At 60.4% G+C, this 16,300-nt stretch carries 14 protein-coding genes; 12 read left to right on the top strand and 2 right to left on the bottom strand.

Annotation, left to right across the window (positions count from 1 at the left end):
• The first annotated feature begins 15 nt into the window (after nucleotides 1-15).
• The 12 genes from DWB63_RS10125 to DWB63_RS10070 all read left to right on the top strand — a co-directional run bounded on the left by DWB63_RS10125 (nucleotide 16) and on the right by DWB63_RS10070 (nucleotide 12,830).
• Nucleotides 16-1,704, top strand: a complete 1,689-nt coding sequence (locus DWB63_RS10125; protein WP_128328718.1) for an FAD-dependent oxidoreductase — start codon at nucleotides 16-18, stop codon at nucleotides 1,702-1,704.
• 98 nt (nucleotides 1,705-1,802) lie between these two features.
• The gene (locus DWB63_RS10120) at nucleotides 1,803-2,576 is read left to right on the top strand and encodes a LytTR family DNA-binding domain-containing protein (protein WP_128328717.1); all 774 of its coding nucleotides are present in this window, start codon (nucleotides 1,803-1,805) and stop codon (nucleotides 2,574-2,576) included.
• 17 nt (nucleotides 2,577-2,593) lie between these two features.
• Nucleotides 2,594-4,312 carry a LytS/YhcK type 5TM receptor domain-containing protein gene (locus tag DWB63_RS10115; RefSeq protein WP_128328716.1) on the top strand — a complete coding sequence of 573 codons (1,719 nt, stop codon included), beginning with the start codon at nucleotides 2,594-2,596 and terminating at the stop codon, nucleotides 4,310-4,312.
• 195 nt (nucleotides 4,313-4,507) lie between these two features.
• Nucleotides 4,508-6,244, top strand: a complete 1,737-nt coding sequence (locus DWB63_RS10110) for a carbon starvation protein A (RefSeq protein ID WP_128328715.1) — start codon at nucleotides 4,508-4,510, stop codon at nucleotides 6,242-6,244.
• A 66-nt stretch (nucleotides 6,245-6,310) separates the two neighbouring features.
• The gene (locus DWB63_RS10105; protein WP_128328714.1) at nucleotides 6,311-6,787 is read left to right on the top strand and encodes a hypothetical protein; all 477 of its coding nucleotides are present in this window, start codon (nucleotides 6,311-6,313) and stop codon (nucleotides 6,785-6,787) included.
• Nucleotides 6,784-7,074 carry a hypothetical protein gene (locus tag DWB63_RS10100; protein WP_128328713.1) on the top strand — a complete coding sequence of 97 codons (291 nt, stop codon included), beginning with the start codon at nucleotides 6,784-6,786 and terminating at the stop codon, nucleotides 7,072-7,074. The genes DWB63_RS10105 and DWB63_RS10100 overlap by 4 nt, the downstream gene beginning before the upstream one ends.
• A gap of 12 nt (nucleotides 7,075-7,086) precedes the next feature.
• On the top strand, nucleotides 7,087-8,010 hold the full coding sequence (locus tag DWB63_RS10095; RefSeq protein WP_128328712.1) for an ArsA family ATPase: 924 nt from the start codon (nucleotides 7,087-7,089) through the stop codon (nucleotides 8,008-8,010).
• A 189-nt stretch (nucleotides 8,011-8,199) separates the two neighbouring features.
• A complete protein-coding gene (locus DWB63_RS10090; RefSeq protein WP_128328711.1) occupies nucleotides 8,200-8,793 on the top strand; it encodes a TetR/AcrR family transcriptional regulator in 594 nt (197 codons plus the stop codon).
• Nucleotides 8,794-8,849: 56 nt separating this feature from the next.
• Nucleotides 8,850-9,857, top strand: a complete 1,008-nt coding sequence (locus DWB63_RS10085; protein ID WP_128328710.1) for a TRAP transporter substrate-binding protein — start codon at nucleotides 8,850-8,852, stop codon at nucleotides 9,855-9,857.
• A gap of 102 nt (nucleotides 9,858-9,959) precedes the next feature.
• Nucleotides 9,960-10,958 carry a TRAP transporter substrate-binding protein gene (locus DWB63_RS10080; RefSeq protein WP_128328709.1) on the top strand — a complete coding sequence of 333 codons (999 nt, stop codon included), beginning with the start codon at nucleotides 9,960-9,962 and terminating at the stop codon, nucleotides 10,956-10,958.
• A 70-nt stretch (nucleotides 10,959-11,028) separates the two neighbouring features.
• Nucleotides 11,029-11,514 (top strand): TRAP transporter small permease, encoded by a 486-nt coding sequence (locus tag DWB63_RS10075; protein ID WP_128328708.1) that lies wholly within the window; start codon nucleotides 11,029-11,031, stop codon nucleotides 11,512-11,514.
• Nucleotides 11,515-11,516: 2 nt separating this feature from the next.
• On the top strand, nucleotides 11,517-12,830 hold the full coding sequence (locus DWB63_RS10070) for a TRAP transporter large permease (RefSeq protein ID WP_128328707.1): 1,314 nt from the start codon (nucleotides 11,517-11,519) through the stop codon (nucleotides 12,828-12,830).
• Nucleotides 12,831-12,907: 77 nt separating this feature from the next.
• On the opposite strand, the gene DWB63_RS10065 is transcribed toward DWB63_RS10070, so the two are convergent.
• Both DWB63_RS10065 and DWB63_RS10060 read right to left on the bottom strand, forming a co-directional pair.
• Nucleotides 12,908-15,328: an acetate--CoA ligase family protein gene (locus DWB63_RS10065; RefSeq protein WP_128328706.1), complete on the bottom strand. Its 2,421-nt coding sequence runs from the start codon at nucleotides 15,326-15,328 to the stop codon at nucleotides 12,908-12,910.
• Nucleotides 15,329-15,475: 147 nt separating this feature from the next.
• Nucleotides 15,476-16,294: a nitroreductase family protein gene (locus DWB63_RS10060; protein ID WP_128328705.1), complete on the bottom strand. Its 819-nt coding sequence runs from the start codon at nucleotides 16,292-16,294 to the stop codon at nucleotides 15,476-15,478.
• Nucleotides 16,295-16,300: the final 6 nt, after the last annotated feature.

Genomic DNA, 16,300 nt, shown 5'->3' with positions numbered 1-16,300 from the left:
CGAACGAGGTCACCCATGCCCCCCACCCTGAAGAACGACAAGCCCACTGAAGAATTCCTGCCCAAGGAGGTCCGCACCCAACTGACCAAGACCTTCAAGGATCTCAAGGGCGAAGTGACGCTTGAAGTTTTCACCACCCCCGGCGTCAACGACGAATTTTCAGACTATGCCATCAAGTTCTGCACGGCCCTTTCCCGGCTGAACGACAAAATACGGTTGCGCCGCTTCGAGATTCCGTCCGACCGGGCCAAGGAACTGAGCGTGACCGCGTCCCCCACCCTGTGCCTCAACCCGGACGACTACCACATCAGGTTCCTGGGTGCGCCGCTGGGTGAAGAAGGCAAATCGTTCATCACCGCCATCATGCTTGTCTCCCTGGGCATAAGCGGCCTTTCCGAGGTTTCCGCACCCCTGTTGGACCAACTGGGCGAAGAGCGGCTGGCCCAGGTCTTTGTCTCCCCGACCTGCCCGTATTGCCCCGGACAGGTCATGTCCGCCATCAAGTGCGCCATCGCCAAGCCCGGCATGGTCAAGGCCGAGTGCATTGAAATGAACGAGAACCCGGAGCTGACCGCACGCTACAACGTCGGGTCCGTGCCGCACACCATCTTCAATGAGGGCAGGCACGAGGCGTTGGGCCTCATGCCTGAAGAACGATTCGTGGTGGAAATGGTGTATCTCAAATCTGCCGAGGATATTATGGCAGAGGGGTTGCTGCCGGGCCAGGACAGTACCAAGGCTGCGACAGGATACGGCACCATCGAACCGGGCGAAGTGGATCTGGTCATCGTGGGCGCCGGTCCGGCAGGCCTGACCGCAGGCATCTACGCCGTGCGCGCCGGGCTCAAGGCCGTGGTCCTGGAAAAAAGCATCGTGGGCGGACAGGTGGCCCTGACCCCGGTGGTGGAAAATTACCCCGGCTTTGCCTCGGTGCCGGGCAAACAGCTCATGGATATCATGAGCGAGCACGCCCGCGGCTACCTTCCGATCAATGAAGGCGAAAGCGTCGACTCCGTCGACATGGGCGATGCGGGCAAGGGCGGGCCCATCACCGTGACCACCAACCGGGGCACTTACTCGGCCAAGGCGATCATCCTGTCCACGGGCGCAAGCTACCGCAAGCTGGGCGCCATCGGCGAAGACACCTATTTCGGACGCGGCATAAACTACTGCGCCTCCTGCGACGGGTTCCTCTACAAGGGCAAGTCCGTGGCCATCATCGGCGGCGGCAACACGGCCCTGACCGATGCACTGCACCTCAAGAACCTCGGCGTATCCGTGACCCTCATTCACCGCCGCGATTCCTTCCGCGCCCAGAAACCCCTTCAGGACTCCGTGGAGCACGAACGCATCCCGGTGCTCTGGAATACCGTGGTCGAGGAGATTCAGGGTGACGGCAAGCAGGTCACTTCCCTGCGCCTGCGCAACATCAAGGACGACACCGTGACCGAATTGCCCGTGGACGGCGCGTTTGTGGCCATAGGCCAGGTGGCGGCCACAGATCTGGCCAAGACCCTCGGCGTTGCACTCAAGGAAGACGGATTCGTCAAGGTCGGCCCCGACATGCGCACCAACATACCCCGCGTCTATGCGGCAGGCGACCTGACCGGCGGACTGCAACAGATTGTCACCGCCATCGGCGAGGGGTCCATCGCGGCCATGTCCGCCTTCGAAGACATCAGCCACCCGTACTGGAAGGTATGACCCGACAGGGCACGCCGGATGAAATTGACAGAGGGTGTGGGCTGGAATAGAGTTTTACCGCCACAAAACACCAATCCCGGAATCCCATGGTTGCCGTCATGCAAATACGTACTCTCATAGTCGACGACGAAGCTCCGGCCCGCAGCGAACTGGCCTACCTGCTGGCCAGCTATCCGGATCTCGAAATTCAGGAGACGCAAACCGCGGGAGAAGCGCTGACCACCATCCGAAACGACAGACCGGACCTCGTGTTTCTGGATATCCAGATGCCGGGAATGGACGGATTCGATGTGCTGCGCGAAGCCCGGTATCTGCCTGAACCCCCGCTGTTCATCTTCGTGACCGCATACGACCAGTATGCGGTACGCGCATTCGAAAAAAACGCCGTGGACTATCTGCTCAAACCCGTTTCATCCGAACGCCTCAAGAAAAGCGTGGAGCGGGTCAGGGAGATTCTCGGGCGGCAGGAAAAGGCCGCCGATGCCCAGCCGGAACTGGGCGACCTGCTCAAGACCGTAGCCGGGGACCGCCCTCTTCCCAGGTTCACCGTGGAACGGGGCGGGCGCATCCAGTTCATCGATTTCGAAAACATCATCTACTTCGAACTGCATGACCGAAAAATCCTGGTGAACACGCGCGACGCAAGCATCCCCTGCCACGGCCTGACCTCGCTGGACGAAGTGGAGGCGCGGGTGGCATCGCAACCCTTTTTGCGCATCAACCGCAGCACCGTGGTCAACCTGAACCGCATCCGCGAATTCACGCCGTGGACCGGCGGCAAATACTGCCTCATCCTGGACGATGACGGGTCCACCGAAGTGACCCTGAGCCGCAGCCGGGTCAGGGAATTCAAGAAGCGGATCGGCCTCTAGCGGAACCCGGACACAGCATGCTGGAACACATCCTCGATCTCCTGGTCACGCTGGTGGGCCGCTTCGGCGCCATGATGGCCATCGGCCTGTTCGTGCTGACCCTGTCCCCCCTGGGAAAGCTCGGCATGAATCGACGCCCGGAGAAAAAATACCGGCTCATGCTGGCCGTCCTGTTCGGCCTGCTCGGCATCATGGGCACCTACAGCGGCGACATCGTGTTCGACTCCTACGCCAACCTGCGCGGCGTGTACGTCATCACCGGCGGCCTGCTCGGTGGCCCGCTTGTGGGTTTTGGCGCAGGGCTCATCGCAGGCGGCCATCGATTCCTTATCGATATCAACGGATTCAGTTCCATCCCATGCGGACTGGCCACCTTTGTTGAAGGCATTATCGCCGGGTATATCTCCACACATCTCAAAGGCAACAACCTCAACTGGCGAGTCGCGTTTTACGTTGGTCTGGGGTGCGAGAGCCTGCACCAGTTACTGGTGCTGACCATGGCCAAGCCGTTCGAGCAGGCAGTGGAACTGGTCAAGGTCATCTCCCTGCCCATGATCGCCGTGAACACCTTCGGCGCGGTCCTGTTCGTGCAGACCCTGCACCTGCTGTTCGAATACCGCAGCAAGCGCGACTCCAGCCGTATCAGTCAAATCATGGCCATAGCCAACACGACCGTTGCCCATCTCCGTTCCGGCCTTGATGAAGCCTCAGCCCAGGAAACCGCCCGGATCATCTGGGAACGGGTGCCTGTGGCCGCCGTGGACATCGCCAGCAACACCAGGGTCCTGGCCCATCTGGGCGCGGGCAATGACCACCACAAGTCGGGCGAACCCCTGCGAACCCAGGCCACCAGGGATGTCCTGTTGTCTGGAAAGCCGGTCTTCCTCCAAACCAAGGAAGCCATTGGTTGCGACGAACCGGACTGCCCGCTCACTTCGGCCATCATCGTGCCCATGCGCAAGGGTGACCGCATCGTGGGCTGTCTCAAGTTTTATGGAACCGAAGTCATTCCGTTGCACAATTCGCATTTCGAGCTGGCCAAAGGACTCGCGGGGCTCTTTTCCACCCAGCTGGAATTACAGGATATCCAAACGAAAAACCAACTGCTCGCCAAGGCGGAAATCCGCCGATTGCAAACACAGATCAACCCGCATTTCCTGTTCAATGCCCTGAACACCATCGGCGCGTTCTGCCGCACCAAGCCGGAGCGAGCGCGCTCGCTGCTGTCGGAACTGGCCATGTACATGCGCCGCAACCTGGATGCGGGCGACGGGTTCGCACCCATCGGTTCCGAGCTGGAGCAGGTCCGGTCCTATCTGGAAATCGAACAGGCCCGATTCGGTGACCGGGTGAAAAGCCGGTGGAATCTCGACGAAGGCGTGGAGGACATCGAGATCCCGACCCTGATCATCCAACCCCTGGTGGAAAACGGGGTCAAGCACGGCATCCTGGGCCGCGACAAAGGCGGGACCATCCGCATCAGCATCAGCCGCGCCAAGGGCCTGGTTCATGTGCGTATCGAAGACGACGGCGTGGGCATGGATAAAACAACTCTCGTCAACGTGCTGAAAAGCAAAAACGAGTTTTCCGGAGACGATCACATCGGTGTGCGCAACTGCAACCAACGGCTGGAACAGATATATGGCCCCTCGCACACCCTCTCCATTGTCAGCCGCCGGGGCACTGGAACCAGTGTCTCCTTCACCATTCCCCTGGAAGAATCCGCCGCGGCCTGACCGTCTGTGCATCTCAGGCACCCTTTTTGACACCTCGCGCCTGAAAAACGCCATTTCCGTCCAAGCAAAGGACATCCATCCGCATCATGCAGTAATATGACCCCATTGTTATAGAAGGGGCGCATGTGTCTGTGCGCCGAATCCCGGACTGGGGGCAGACCGGGAAATCGCTCAACGCTATACAAGGAGAGGTTTATGGATGCCATGTTAATGATGCTGGCGGCATTTGGGGGTTACATAATCATGTATCGCCTCTACGGCCGTTACATCGGAAAGAAAATTTTCGCCCTGTCGGGCGCGAACAAGGTCCCTGCCGTGGAAATGGAAGACGGGGTCGATTACGTCCCCACCAAAAAGGAAGTCATCTTCGGCCACCACTTCACGTCCATCGCGGGCACCGGTCCCATTGTCGGCCCGGCCATCGCAGTCATCTGGGGATGGGCTCCGGCCATGATCTGGATCTTTGTCGGGTCCATCATGATGGGAGCGGTTCACGATTTCGGCGCACTGATATTGTCCATGCGCAACCAGGGCAAATCCGTTTCCGAGATCACCTCCAAGTACATCAACCCGCGCACCAAACTGTTCTTCTTTGTGGTCGTGTTTCTTGACCTGCTGATCATCACCGCCATATTCGGACTGGTCATCGCGGTCATCTTCAACATGTTCCCGGCGTCCGTCCTGCCCGTGTGGCTGGAAGTGCCCATCGCCATGGTGCTCGGCTACATCATCTACAAACGCGGCGGCAACGCCATGACCTGGTCCATTGTCGCCCTGGCCGTCATGTATGTCACCGTGGTCATCGGTGTTTACGCCCCCATCAAGATGCCCATGATCGGAAGCATGCCGCCCACCGGTACCTGGACCGTCCTGCTGCTCATCTACGCCTTCATCGCCTCCACGCTGCCCGTGACCGCACTGTTGCAACCGCGTGACTTCATCAACTCCCACCAGCTCCTCGTGGCCCTGGCCCTGATGGTAATCGGCGTGTTCGCCGCCACCTTCTCCGGCACCCAGCTCCACATAATAGCTCCAGCCGTCCAGGCCGCGCCGGAAGGGGCTCCGCCCATGCTGCCCTTCCTGTTCATCACCATTGCCTGCGGGGCCATCTCCGGATTCCACTCCCTGGTCTCTTCAGGCACCACGTCCAAACAGGTGGCCAACGAAGAGGACGCCCTGTTCATCGGCTACGGCAGCATGCTGACCGAAGCCACCCTGTCCACCCTGGTCATCGTGGCCGTGGCGGCAGGCATCGGACTGGGCTACCACACTGCGGACGGCGCCACCCTGACCGGTCTCGACGCATGGTCCACCCATTACTCCTCCTGGGCAGCCGCTCAGGGACTGGGTTCCAAGGTCGCGGCCTTCGTTTACGGCGCAGCCAACATGATCGAAGCCGCAGGCATCCCGCACAGCGTTGCCTTGGCCATCATGGGCGTGTTCGTAGCCTCCTTTGCCGGTACCACCATGGACACCGCCACCCGTATCGAGCGCTACGCCCTGACCGAACTGTTCAGCAACACGCCCATCAAGATCTTCAACAATAAATATGTGTCCACGGCTGCGGCCGTGTTCCTGGCCGGCTGCCTGGCCTTCTCGTCCGGCGGCGGCGGCAATGGCGCCCTGGCGTTGTGGCCGCTGTTCGGTTGCATCAACCAGATTCTGGCCGCCCTTGTCTTGACCACCGTCACCGTGTACCTCAAGGGCCGTGGCGGACTGAGCTGGCTCATCGCTGGAATCCCGGCCTTGTTCCTCGGCTCCATGACCGTGTGGGCCATTCTCATCAACCAGGGCATGTACATTGACAAGGGCAACATCCTGCTGCAATCCCTGAACCTGCTGGTTCTGGCAGTGTCCCTCTGGGTGGTCGGCGAAGGACTGTTCAAGTTCTTCAAAACCGATGGCACCACCCCTGTAACCGACACGCCGTAAGAGCAACAAACCGTCTCACCTCCCCGGCCGGACCCGTTTCCGGCCGGGGTTCCAGGAGGACCCGACATGCCTGACGCACCGAACTGCACTTCCCTGCAAAAAACCCTGTTCCGCCGCTACCTGCTCATGCTCGCGCCTGCGGCCCTGATCTTCGGCGGATGGGCTGCCTGCAGACAGGCGGGGCTGACGCCGAACATGCCGAGCGGAACAGCGGCCGTCATCGGTCCAATCGTCTTCATAGCGGCCATTATTCTGGCCGTGGCCCTGCCCCTGCTCTGCAGGGTCGGCTTTGTCCGCAAGGTCGAAGGGCAGAAAAACGTCGAATCCGCGCCCTTCCTCGATTTCCAACTGACTCTCATGAGCATTGCACTGACCGCTCCCTTTGCGGCCGCAGCCGGATACATAGCCGGGGTCGCCAATTTCCATTTCGCCGGGGCCTTCCTGGCTTCGCTCTACGCCGCCTATTACTATTATCCTTCAGAAAAACGGATACACCAGGAAATGCGGCTGTTCCGCGTCACTTCCAACACGAAAACCGCATGAAGAACCGTTGCAGAAAAGCCCTCGAGGCCATCAGAAACGCATACCGATTCGCGGACGAAATCCATCGGAGCAAGGCCACGGAGCGGCTGGAATGGGAAACGCGGGAACTGGAGAACATCTTCAGCCTGCTCACCCTCGGTGCCTTTGTGGGCATGCAGGCCCCTCCCATGCACATCTCGCTCGAACTGCTGCCCGAAATGGAGCAGGAGCTGACCATCATGACCAACCGCGTCTGCACGGCCAGCGATCCGCTGGGCGACCTCTTTTCCATGTTCGACGCCTTCTAAGCGGAGCCAGCCATGTCCCATCAGCACTATTATTTCCACGCAGGCAAGGGCGGCGTCGGCAAGTCCACCACCTCGACCCTGTCCGCCCTGCACCTGGCGAACACGGGCAGGCGGGTGCTTTTGGTCTCACTGGACCCGGCGCACAATCAGGCGGACATCTTCGATACAGACTTCACGGGCAAGCCGATCCAGGTCGCGCCGAACCTGCGCGTGGCGCAGGCCGACATCGACAAGTGGATCAAACACTACCTGCAAGGCGTTGAGGACCAGATCCGGGCCAATTACACCTACCACGCCGCCTTCAATCTGGGAAAACACCTGAACGTCATCAAGCACTCTCCGGGAATCGAGGAATACGCGCTCCTGCTCGCCTTCCAGCACTACCGTACCAAGTTTGCCGACGCCGACGTCATCGTGTTCGACATGCCGCCCACCGCCCTGACCACCAAATTCTTCAACCTGCCGTCCCTGTCCCTTGTCTGGCTGGAGCACCTCCTGGCCCTGCGCTGCGAGATCATGGAAAAGAAACAAATCATCACCAAGATCAAACTCGGCACCAAGGAATTCGAGTGCGACAAGATCACGGCCAAACTCGACCAGCAGCAAAGCTTCTTTACGGAACTGCGCGACATCTTCAAAGACCCGTTGCGCAGCTCCATCAACCTGGTGGTCAACCCGGACCGCCTCTCCTTTGCCGAGGCCGAACGCATCGACAAGACCCTTGAGGAAATGGGCATGCGGCTGGCCCGCATCATCATGAACAAGGTCTCCGAAAACAGCGAATGGGACACCTCGTCCATACTCATGGACAGACATGCCGTCTGCCCGATCCCGCTCTCCTCCACGCCGCTCATCGGCCAGGCCGCCCTGAACGACTACCTTGCCCTCCATGACCGCTCCTTCCGTTTTCTGGACGAGCAGGCACACCGGGCCTGATCATGCGAAACGGCTCGATCCGTCCCTGATTCTCAGACCAGATTCCACATACCCCCTTGACACCGGATTGGCTGCCTGCTACCTCTGATTTTCCCAGAGTGACTATCGGTCACTTTTTGACCAGAAGTCACAAATTGACCATTGGTCATTTAAAATCACTAATGATAACGGGAAACAAAAGACATTTACATGGCAAAAAAACAGCAGGAAAAATCCCAACAGACCATGCAGGAACTGATGACTTCGGCCATCGAGTTGTTCGGCTCCAAAGGGTTTTCCTCCACGTCGGTATCCGAGATCACCGACAATGCGGGGTACGCCAAGGGAAGCTTCTATCGTCACTGGAGTTCCAAGGACGAACTGTTCCTGCAGATCGTGGAACAGAAGTTCAGACAGTATCGCGCCACCAGACACGACAGGATCCGCACTGCCGCAAATCTCGAACAGGCCATGGAGATCATCTGGGATTTCCTTGAAACCATCGTCAGCGACCGGGACTGGTCGTCCATTTTCCTGGAGTTCACGGTCTACTCCGCCACCAACGAATCCCTGCGCAAGGTGCTGAACAAATCCGACTACCGGCTGTCCAACAAGGTGTTTGCGGACCTGGTCCGCGAGCACCTGGAGACCGATTTCCCGCCGGAAAAGATCGGCGCGCTCAACACGGCCCTGTTCGAGGGCTACCTCATCCACCGCGCCCTCGGCACCGAAGTCCTCTCCTTTGCGGAAGTCAGGAAAGCGGCCATTGCCATGGCGCTCACGAACGGAACACGGCAGGGATGAATCGGGTATTTCATCCCTGCTTCATGAATATCACTTTTATACAAACGAGATACACCATGCGAAAACACCTCATGACCCTGACGGCTCTGTTCCTGTTGACCCTCGGTATGGCCTCCATGGCTTGCGCCGAATCCGTCCGCCTGTCCTATTCCAGCTTCTTCCCGCCCACCCATGTCCAGTCCAAACTGGCAGAACAGTGGTGCAGCGAGGTGGAATTCCGTACCGGCAAATCCGTGATCATTGATTTCTATCCCGGCGGCACCCTGACCAAGGCCAAGCAGTGTTACGACGGTGTTGTCGAGGGCATCTCCGACATCGGCCATTCCGCACTGGCCTATTCACGGGGCCGTTTCCCTGTCATGGCCGCCGTGGACCTGCCCATGGGCTACAAGAACGGCGTCCAGGCCACCCGCGTGGCCAACGAGGTCTATGCCAAGTTCATGCCCGCCGAGTTCAACGACGTGAAGCCCCTGTATTTCCACGCCCACGGTCCCGGCCTACTCTTCACCACCGACAAGCCCGTCAAGACCCTGGCAGACCTCAAGGGTCTGAAAATCCGGTCCACCGGCAACTCTGCCAAACTGATTCAGGCCCTGGGCGGCACTCCCGTGGCCCAGCCCATGCCTTCCGCCTACCAATCCCTGCAAAAGGGTGTTGTGGACGGTTCCGTGCACCCCATGGAATCCAACAAGGGCTGGAAATTGGGCGAAGTGGTCAAGCATTGCACCCTGTCCGTCCCGGTAGGCTACACCACCACTTTCTTCGTAGTCATAAACAAGGACAAGTGGGACATGATCTCCCCCAAGGACCAGAAGATCATCGAACAGATCAACGAGGAATGGTCGATCAAGCACGGCCAGGCCTGGGATGAATCCGACGCGTTGGGCAAGCAGTTCCTCCAGGAAAAGGGAGGCGACTTCACAGAACTTGATCCCGCCGAGGCCGCCATATGGGTCGAGACCGCGCAACCTGTCCTCACAGACTATGAGCAGGGCGAAGGCAGCACGGTTGACGGCAAGGCCGTGGTCGATTTCATCAAGACCGAAATGACAAAAAGTCCATAGGGGACTTGCCGCCCGCGCGCCGGACGGCGTGACGGCGGGCTCGATATAAGGGTGGGGCTGGCGGCCCCTCCTCGGAACCAAGCAACTTCCCGGAGATGAACCATGAAAAGAATTCTGACAACGCTGACGGCTGTGGCTGTCCTGTGTATCGCCCTGCCAACCCTGGCCCGGGCCGAGACCAAACTGACCTACTCCAATTTCTTTCCGCCCACCAACCACCAGTCCAAACTGGCCGAGGCATGGTGCAAGGAAGTGGAGAAACGTACCCACGGCAAGGTCGTTGTCGAATACTATCCCGGCGGCACCCTGACCAAGGCCAAGCAGTGTTATGACGGCGTGGTCGAAGGCATGTCCGACATCGGGCTATCCTGCCTCGCCTACTCCCGCGGTCGCTTCCCGGTCATGGCAGCCGTCGATCTCCCTCTGGGGTACAAGACCGCAGCCCAGGCCACGGCCACGGCCAACGCGGTTTACGAGCATTTCAAACCCGAGGAACTGGCCGATGTCGAACCCATGTACTTCAACGGCCACGGCCCGGGCCTGCTCTTCACCGTCAACAAGCCCATCAGAACCCTTGAAGACATCAAGGGCGAGAAAATCCGCGCCACGGGCAACTCGGCCAAACTGGTCGAGGCCTTGGGAGGCACCCCGGTTGCCAAGCCCATGCCGGAGAACTACCAGCTCCTGCAAAAGGGCGTGGTGGACGGAAGCATGCATCCCATCGAGTCCAACAAGTCCTTCAAGCTGGGCGAAGTCTGCAAATACGGCACCGACGACTTTGCCGTGGCCTACACCACGGTCTTTTTCATCGTCATGAACAAGGACAAGTGGGCCGCCATTGACCCCGAATCCCAACAGGCCATCCGCGAGATCAACAGTGAATGGGCCGCCAAACACGCCGCCGCCTGGGACGAGGCCGATGCCGAAGGCCGCCAGTTCTTTGTGGACAAGGGCGGCGAGATCGTGGAACTGACCGCCGAGCAGTCCGCTGCCTGGGTCCAGGCCGCCAAGCCGGTTCTGGACGGATACGTGGCCGAGGTGAACGAGAAGGGGCTTGACGGCAAGGCCATCCTGGAATTCACCCAATCCACCCTGAAGTAATCATAGAATCACGAACCGGGGCGGATCTCTGGTCCGCCCCGGTTTCGTCATAAAACCATAAGGATTTGAAATGGAAGAAGAGAAAGGGCTGCTCTCGGTGACCGAAAAGGTCATGCGCGTCATTGCGGCCGTCTGTCTGGTAAGCATGGCCGCCATGACCGGGGCGGACGTGTTTTTCCGGGGTGCATTCAACTCGCCTATCTTCGGCTGCGAGGAGATCGTCGCCATTCTGGGCGTGATCGCCGTCGGTTTTTCCCTGCCCTATACCCATTATCAGAAAAGCCACATCGGGGTTGAGATTCTGGTTCGCCGCCTCCCGAAGAGGACCCGCGATGCCTGCAAGCTTGTCACCAACGCCGCCACCCTGTTCCTGGTGGCCATCATCACCTGGCGCATGTTCCTGTACGCCGGGACGATGAGCGACTCGGGCGTAGTCTCCATGAACCTGGAACTGCCCGAATACTGGGTGGTCTACGTCCTCTCCTTCGGATTCTTCGTCTACTCCGTGTGCCTGATCATGGACATCATCACATTTTTCAAGGGAAGCGAGGCCTAGACATGGACCCGACCACCGCCGGAATCATCGGCATCATCGTCATGGTGTTCCTGTTCATGACCCGCATGCCCGTAGCCTTCGTCATGATGCTCGTGGGCTTTATCGGGTTCTCCCTGCTCACCTCATGGAAGGGCGGGCTGAACCTCATGTCGCGCAACATATACGACGCCTTCGCCTCCTATGAACTTTCCACCATCCCGCTGTTCATCCTCATGGGCCAGATAGCCTTCAACTGCGGCATTTCGCGCAGGCTTTACCAGACGGCCTACCGTTTTCTGGGCAACACCCGAGGCGGGCTGGCCATGGCCACTGTCTCGGCCTGCACCGCGTTCGGCGCGGTCTGCGGCTCCAGTCCGGCCACGGCAGCCACCATGTCCACGGTCGGCATCCCGGAGATGAAACGATACGGCTACGCCAATTCCCTGGCCACGGCATCCGTCGCCTCGGGCGGGGGCCTGGGCATGATCATGCCGCCTTCCGTCGTGCTGATCATCTACGGCGTGCTCACCGAGCAGTCCATCGGCGCGCTCTTCGTGTCCGGCATCTTCCCGGCCATCCTGCTCACGGCCCTGTTCGTGGGGGGCATCTACCTCCAGTGCAAGATAAACCCGGCCCTCGGCCCCAAAGGCGACACCTTCACCTGGGCCGAGAAATTCAAATCCCTGGCCAATCTCATCGACACCCTGCTCATCTTCGCCCTGGTCATCGGCGGCCTGTTCTGGGGGCTGTTCACCCCAACCGAGGCCGCGTCCATCGGCGTCATCGGCGTTCTCACCCTGGCTTTGGTCAAACGCCAACTCTCATGGGCGGCCTTTGTCAATTCGCTCTACGAAACCCTGCGCACATCCTGCATGGTCCTGGTGCTCATCGCGGGCGCGGTGGTCTTCGGCAAATTCCTGGCCGTGACCCGCATCCCGTTCGACATCGCCAACTGGGTGTCCGCGTTCGACATGCCGCCGTTCGCCATCATGGGTGCCATCATCCTGATCTATTTCATCGGCGGCTGTTTCATGGATTCCCTGGCGTTGATCATGCTGACCATCCCGGTCTTCTTCCCGGTGGTCACGGGCATGGGCTACGACCCCATCTGGTTCGGCATCATCATCGTGCTGATCACCGAGATGGGCGTCATTACCCCGCCCGTGGGCATCAACGTCTATGTGGTCTACGGCATGTGCCAGAAGATCGCGCCGGACGTGACCCTTGAAGACGTGTTCAAGGGCATCCTGCCCTTCATGCTGGCCATTATCGTGGGCATCACCCTGCTCTTCATCTTCCCGCAGATCATCCTGTTCCTGCCGGGCCTGATGTATTAGCCAAACCGGTACAGCAACAAAAAAGGCCTCGCCGTCCGAAATGGACGGCGAGGCCTTATCGCTGTCGAGGCAGAGGCCTACTGCTGTCCGGCCCTGATCCGCGCCGCGTTCAAACGACCGTCAATGTACTGCGCAATGGCGGCCACGGCCTGATCCGAGGTGCGGAAGACGCACAACCCGACCGCCTTCAGCCGGTCCACCAGGGGGTCGTACTGGCGCCCGCCGTCCACCACGCCGATGACCGGAGTGTCCAGGACCGGCAGGAGGTCAACCAGAAGCGCGGCAATGGAACGTTCGTCATCCATGGTCAGGGGCGTATCAGGATCAGCCAGGGTGCGCATGACCGGGGACATGGGGTCCAGCCCGGCCACCACGGCATCCACATGGGGATCGGTCGCCAGTAGTCGGATGGCCTCGGCATGAACACGGTCGTCCGCACCGGGCGTGATGTCCAGAGGGTTGGTCACCGTGACCAGCCCGGCCAGCCGGTTGGCGACCATCAGGTTCCCGAGCGCCTCCCGGGTCTTCTCCGAAAGCGGGGCCAACTGCATGGAGTAGTCGTCCGTCTGGATGGAATCGGCCATGCCCACGGCCTCGAAACCGGCACCGGACATGGCGGCCAGCCGATTGCCGCTTATGGTCTTGCCATGCAGCCGCTCGGCCAGCATGAACAGATTCTCAAACTGCGTGAAGGAATGGGCCACGATGGCGCCCGACTGGCGGACGCAGGATTCGCAGACCGCATAATCCCCGGCCAGGGAAGCGGTATGACCGCTGGTGGCGGACTTCCCTTCCGGGGTCCGGCCCGCCTTGTAAAAGACCACGTCCTTGCCAGACAGCACGGCCCGGCGGACGGAGCGGCAGAAATTCAGGCCGTCCATGTCGTTGAACCCTTCCGCATAGATCGCGATGACGTCCACGTCGTCGGAATCCGCAAAATGGGTGAGCATGTCGCCGAGGGTCAGGTCTGTCTGGTTGCCCATGGAGACCATGTACGCAGGGTCCAGGATGGGGCACTGCGAGAGCCGGGTCAGCATGAACGCCCCGGACTGCGAGATGAAGGCTGCCCGGTGGTGGCCCCCCTTTGTGAAGGCGGGCAGCTTCTCCTCGGGGATGAACCAGGTGTCGTAGTGGCCCGGCCGCGAAACCACGCCCATGCAGTTGCCTCCGAGGAACACCGGACCCACGCCCTGCGAATGGGCAATGTTGATCTTGCTGATCACGGCCGCTGCCCGCTCCCGGCTTTCCTCGGTCTCGCCAAGGCCGCCGGGGATGAGCATCACGGACTCTGCCGCATCCAGTTCGACCAGTTCATCCACCAGGGCCGGAACCTGCGGCGACCCAACCGCCACCACGAACAGGTCCAGCTTCATGTCCAGGGACTTGAGGTCCGGCACACAGGTCACTCCGTCGATAGCGGTTTCACCCGGCTTGACGATGCGAACGCTGCCGGACGGGAACCCGGCGTCGAGGACGTTCTTCAGGATAATGCGCCCGAAATTCATGCGGGAGGCCGACACTCCGACGATGCCTATGGACTTCGGACGGAGCAGGTTCGCGATCTTGCCCACGGGCCTGGAAGCCGGAACCGACTTGGGCGCGGAAAACCGGCACATGCCGTCCAGCGGGACCATCAGATAATCGGCATAGGCGAACGGGTTGATCTCCAACTCCTCAATGTGAAACGGCGCATCCGGGTTCTCCGGGGAATAGTGGTTGGCCATGTCGATGAAGGAGGAAAAGCACTCGATGAGCTGCTCATCCGTGACGATGCGCCGCTGGCCCCGAGTCAGACCGGCCAGCTTCTTATAGGAAATGGTTTGGCGAAACAGCTCGAAAAACTGGGCACCATCGGTCATGGCCGTGGAGGAAAGGGTCACCGCCTGTCCTTTTCTGAATCTTTCGGCATACAACTCAGTGTCGGTACCACCAAGTCCGGCTCCTATAACCATGCCGAATTCGCGAGTCTTCCTGATGCCGACCAGGAGCTCGTTGCCGAAGGCCGTGGAGTCCGGCTCCATGAACTGCACCAACAGCACGCCGCGCAGGTCCCTGGCAATGGCCGAGACCAGGTCTTCGCCTCTCAGATCCCGGTACGGCTCGGGAGAGGCCTCGGGCTGCCGCGCAAGATACGCCGCATAGTTTTCGGGAACCTCATAGAGCATGCGCCGCCAGGCTGAACGAATGGCCTCCGGCCTGTTCTCGACGACGCGCACCCCGCCCACCTCGGTCTTGTGGATGATGGCGGGCGACACGATCTTGAGCACCACCTTGTCGCCGGACAGCCCGGCCAGCTGTTCGTCAACCGGTCGACCGGCCCGCTCGAGCAACACGCACCGGGGAGGCGTTTCCGCACCCGAGGCCTTCAACAGATCATAGACCTCGTACTCGAACAGGGTGTCGCGCCCCTGGGCAGACGCCTGCTTGAACAGCGCGTCAATGGCGTCGTAGTTGATTTCCACCTGAACCATGCCAAAGGCATAATGCGTATCCGCCATTTGGGTATCTCCTCAAAACATTCTTGGAGCGACAGTCTGCCTATCGCTCAAGGTCGGCTACCAGCATCAACAAAAACATGTGCTTCGATCTTCGCACGGCAGGACATACCCGCCTCTCAGTATACGGCCAAGCCTGAAGCATACCCATCACAACCAATGCACCCCGGGCATGGGGCGCGGCGGGATGGCCGCAACCCGGCGGACGGGTCGGCCGAGCACGAGCGCGCCGTAGACCACATGCCCTTCGGGCACCCCGAGCAGACGGCACAGGTTCCGGTCATGGGCCGCGGCAATGGGGACGTACCCGCACCAACACGCCCCCAGCCCTGCGGCCGTGGCTGCCAGTTCGAGATAGGTGACGGCGATGACTCCGTCCTCCTTAGGGGTAATGCCCTTTTCAGGACCATAGGCCACGGCCAGGACCGGAGCACTGCGGCATATCATGTCCTGTCCCTGATCCCATACCCGGACGATGCCGGAGAGATGCAGGGCATCGGCAAGCGGGGTCGCGTCCGCAACCTGAGCGCGCATCCAGCCCACCACAGCCCCGGCCACCTCGGCAACCTTGTCAGGGGTTGCGGCGACCGCCCAGCGGGTGAGCCGCGCATTGTGCCCGGACGGCCCGTATTCAGTGACCGCCAGCAGGCCTTCAAGCGCGCCCCGATCCAAAGGATCGGCTTTGAAAGCGCGCACGGACCGACGCCCCTTGAGGAATTGCCCGGCCTGCTCAAAGGTGATGTTCAGCGCCTTGTCTTTGCGCACGCCACCGGACCTGAACCGCTCCAGCCGAATGGCGTCCGCGGGGCACACCGCCAGGCAATGGCCGCAGGACAGGCAGTAGGCCTGCTTTTTCTCGTGCGGGACGGGCAGCGCTCCCTGCTCGAAAACGATGCACCCCACCGGGCACTCGGCAGCGCAGAGTCCGTCACGGTTGCACCTGTCGGGATCAATGGTGAATAACGGCATATTGGA

The organism is Pseudodesulfovibrio sp. S3, from assembly GCF_004025585.1.
Taxonomy (GTDB): Bacteria; Desulfobacterota; Desulfovibrionia; order Desulfovibrionales; family Desulfovibrionaceae; genus Pseudodesulfovibrio.
Note: the sequence above shows the minus strand (reverse complement) of the source record. Positions and strands in the feature narration are given on the sequence as shown.

Bases quoted from the DNA above. Each gene is read 5' to 3' on its own strand.
- DWB63_RS10085 (WP_128328710.1), top strand. From the start codon at position 8,850: ATGCGAAAACACCTCATGACCCTGACGGCTCTGTTCCTGTTGACCCTC.
- DWB63_RS10115 (WP_128328716.1), top strand. From the start codon at position 2,594: ATGCTGGAACACATCCTCGATCTCCTGGTCACGCTGGTGGGCCGCTTC.
- DWB63_RS10075 (WP_128328708.1), top strand. From the start codon at position 11,029: ATGGAAGAAGAGAAAGGGCTGCTCTCGGTGACCGAAAAGGTCATGCGC.
- DWB63_RS10100 (WP_128328713.1), top strand. From the start codon at position 6,784: ATGAAGAACCGTTGCAGAAAAGCCCTCGAGGCCATCAGAAACGCATAC.
- DWB63_RS10105 (WP_128328714.1), top strand. From the start codon at position 6,311: ATGCCTGACGCACCGAACTGCACTTCCCTGCAAAAAACCCTGTTCCGC.
- DWB63_RS10110 (WP_128328715.1), top strand. From the start codon at position 4,508: ATGGATGCCATGTTAATGATGCTGGCGGCATTTGGGGGTTACATAATC.
- DWB63_RS10060 (WP_128328705.1), bottom strand. From the start codon at position 16,294: ATGCCGTTATTCACCATTGATCCCGACAGGTGCAACCGTGACGGACTC.
- DWB63_RS10120 (WP_128328717.1), top strand. From the start codon at position 1,803: ATGCAAATACGTACTCTCATAGTCGACGACGAAGCTCCGGCCCGCAGC.
- DWB63_RS10065 (WP_128328706.1), bottom strand. From the start codon at position 15,328: ATGGCGGATACGCATTATGCCTTTGGCATGGTTCAGGTGGAAATCAAC.
- DWB63_RS10080 (WP_128328709.1), top strand. From the start codon at position 9,960: ATGAAAAGAATTCTGACAACGCTGACGGCTGTGGCTGTCCTGTGTATC.
- DWB63_RS10125 (WP_128328718.1), top strand. From the start codon at position 16: ATGCCCCCCACCCTGAAGAACGACAAGCCCACTGAAGAATTCCTGCCC.
- DWB63_RS10095 (WP_128328712.1), top strand. From the start codon at position 7,087: ATGTCCCATCAGCACTATTATTTCCACGCAGGCAAGGGCGGCGTCGGC.
- DWB63_RS10090 (WP_128328711.1), top strand. From the start codon at position 8,200: ATGGCAAAAAAACAGCAGGAAAAATCCCAACAGACCATGCAGGAACTG.
- DWB63_RS10070 (WP_128328707.1), top strand. From the start codon at position 11,517: ATGGACCCGACCACCGCCGGAATCATCGGCATCATCGTCATGGTGTTC.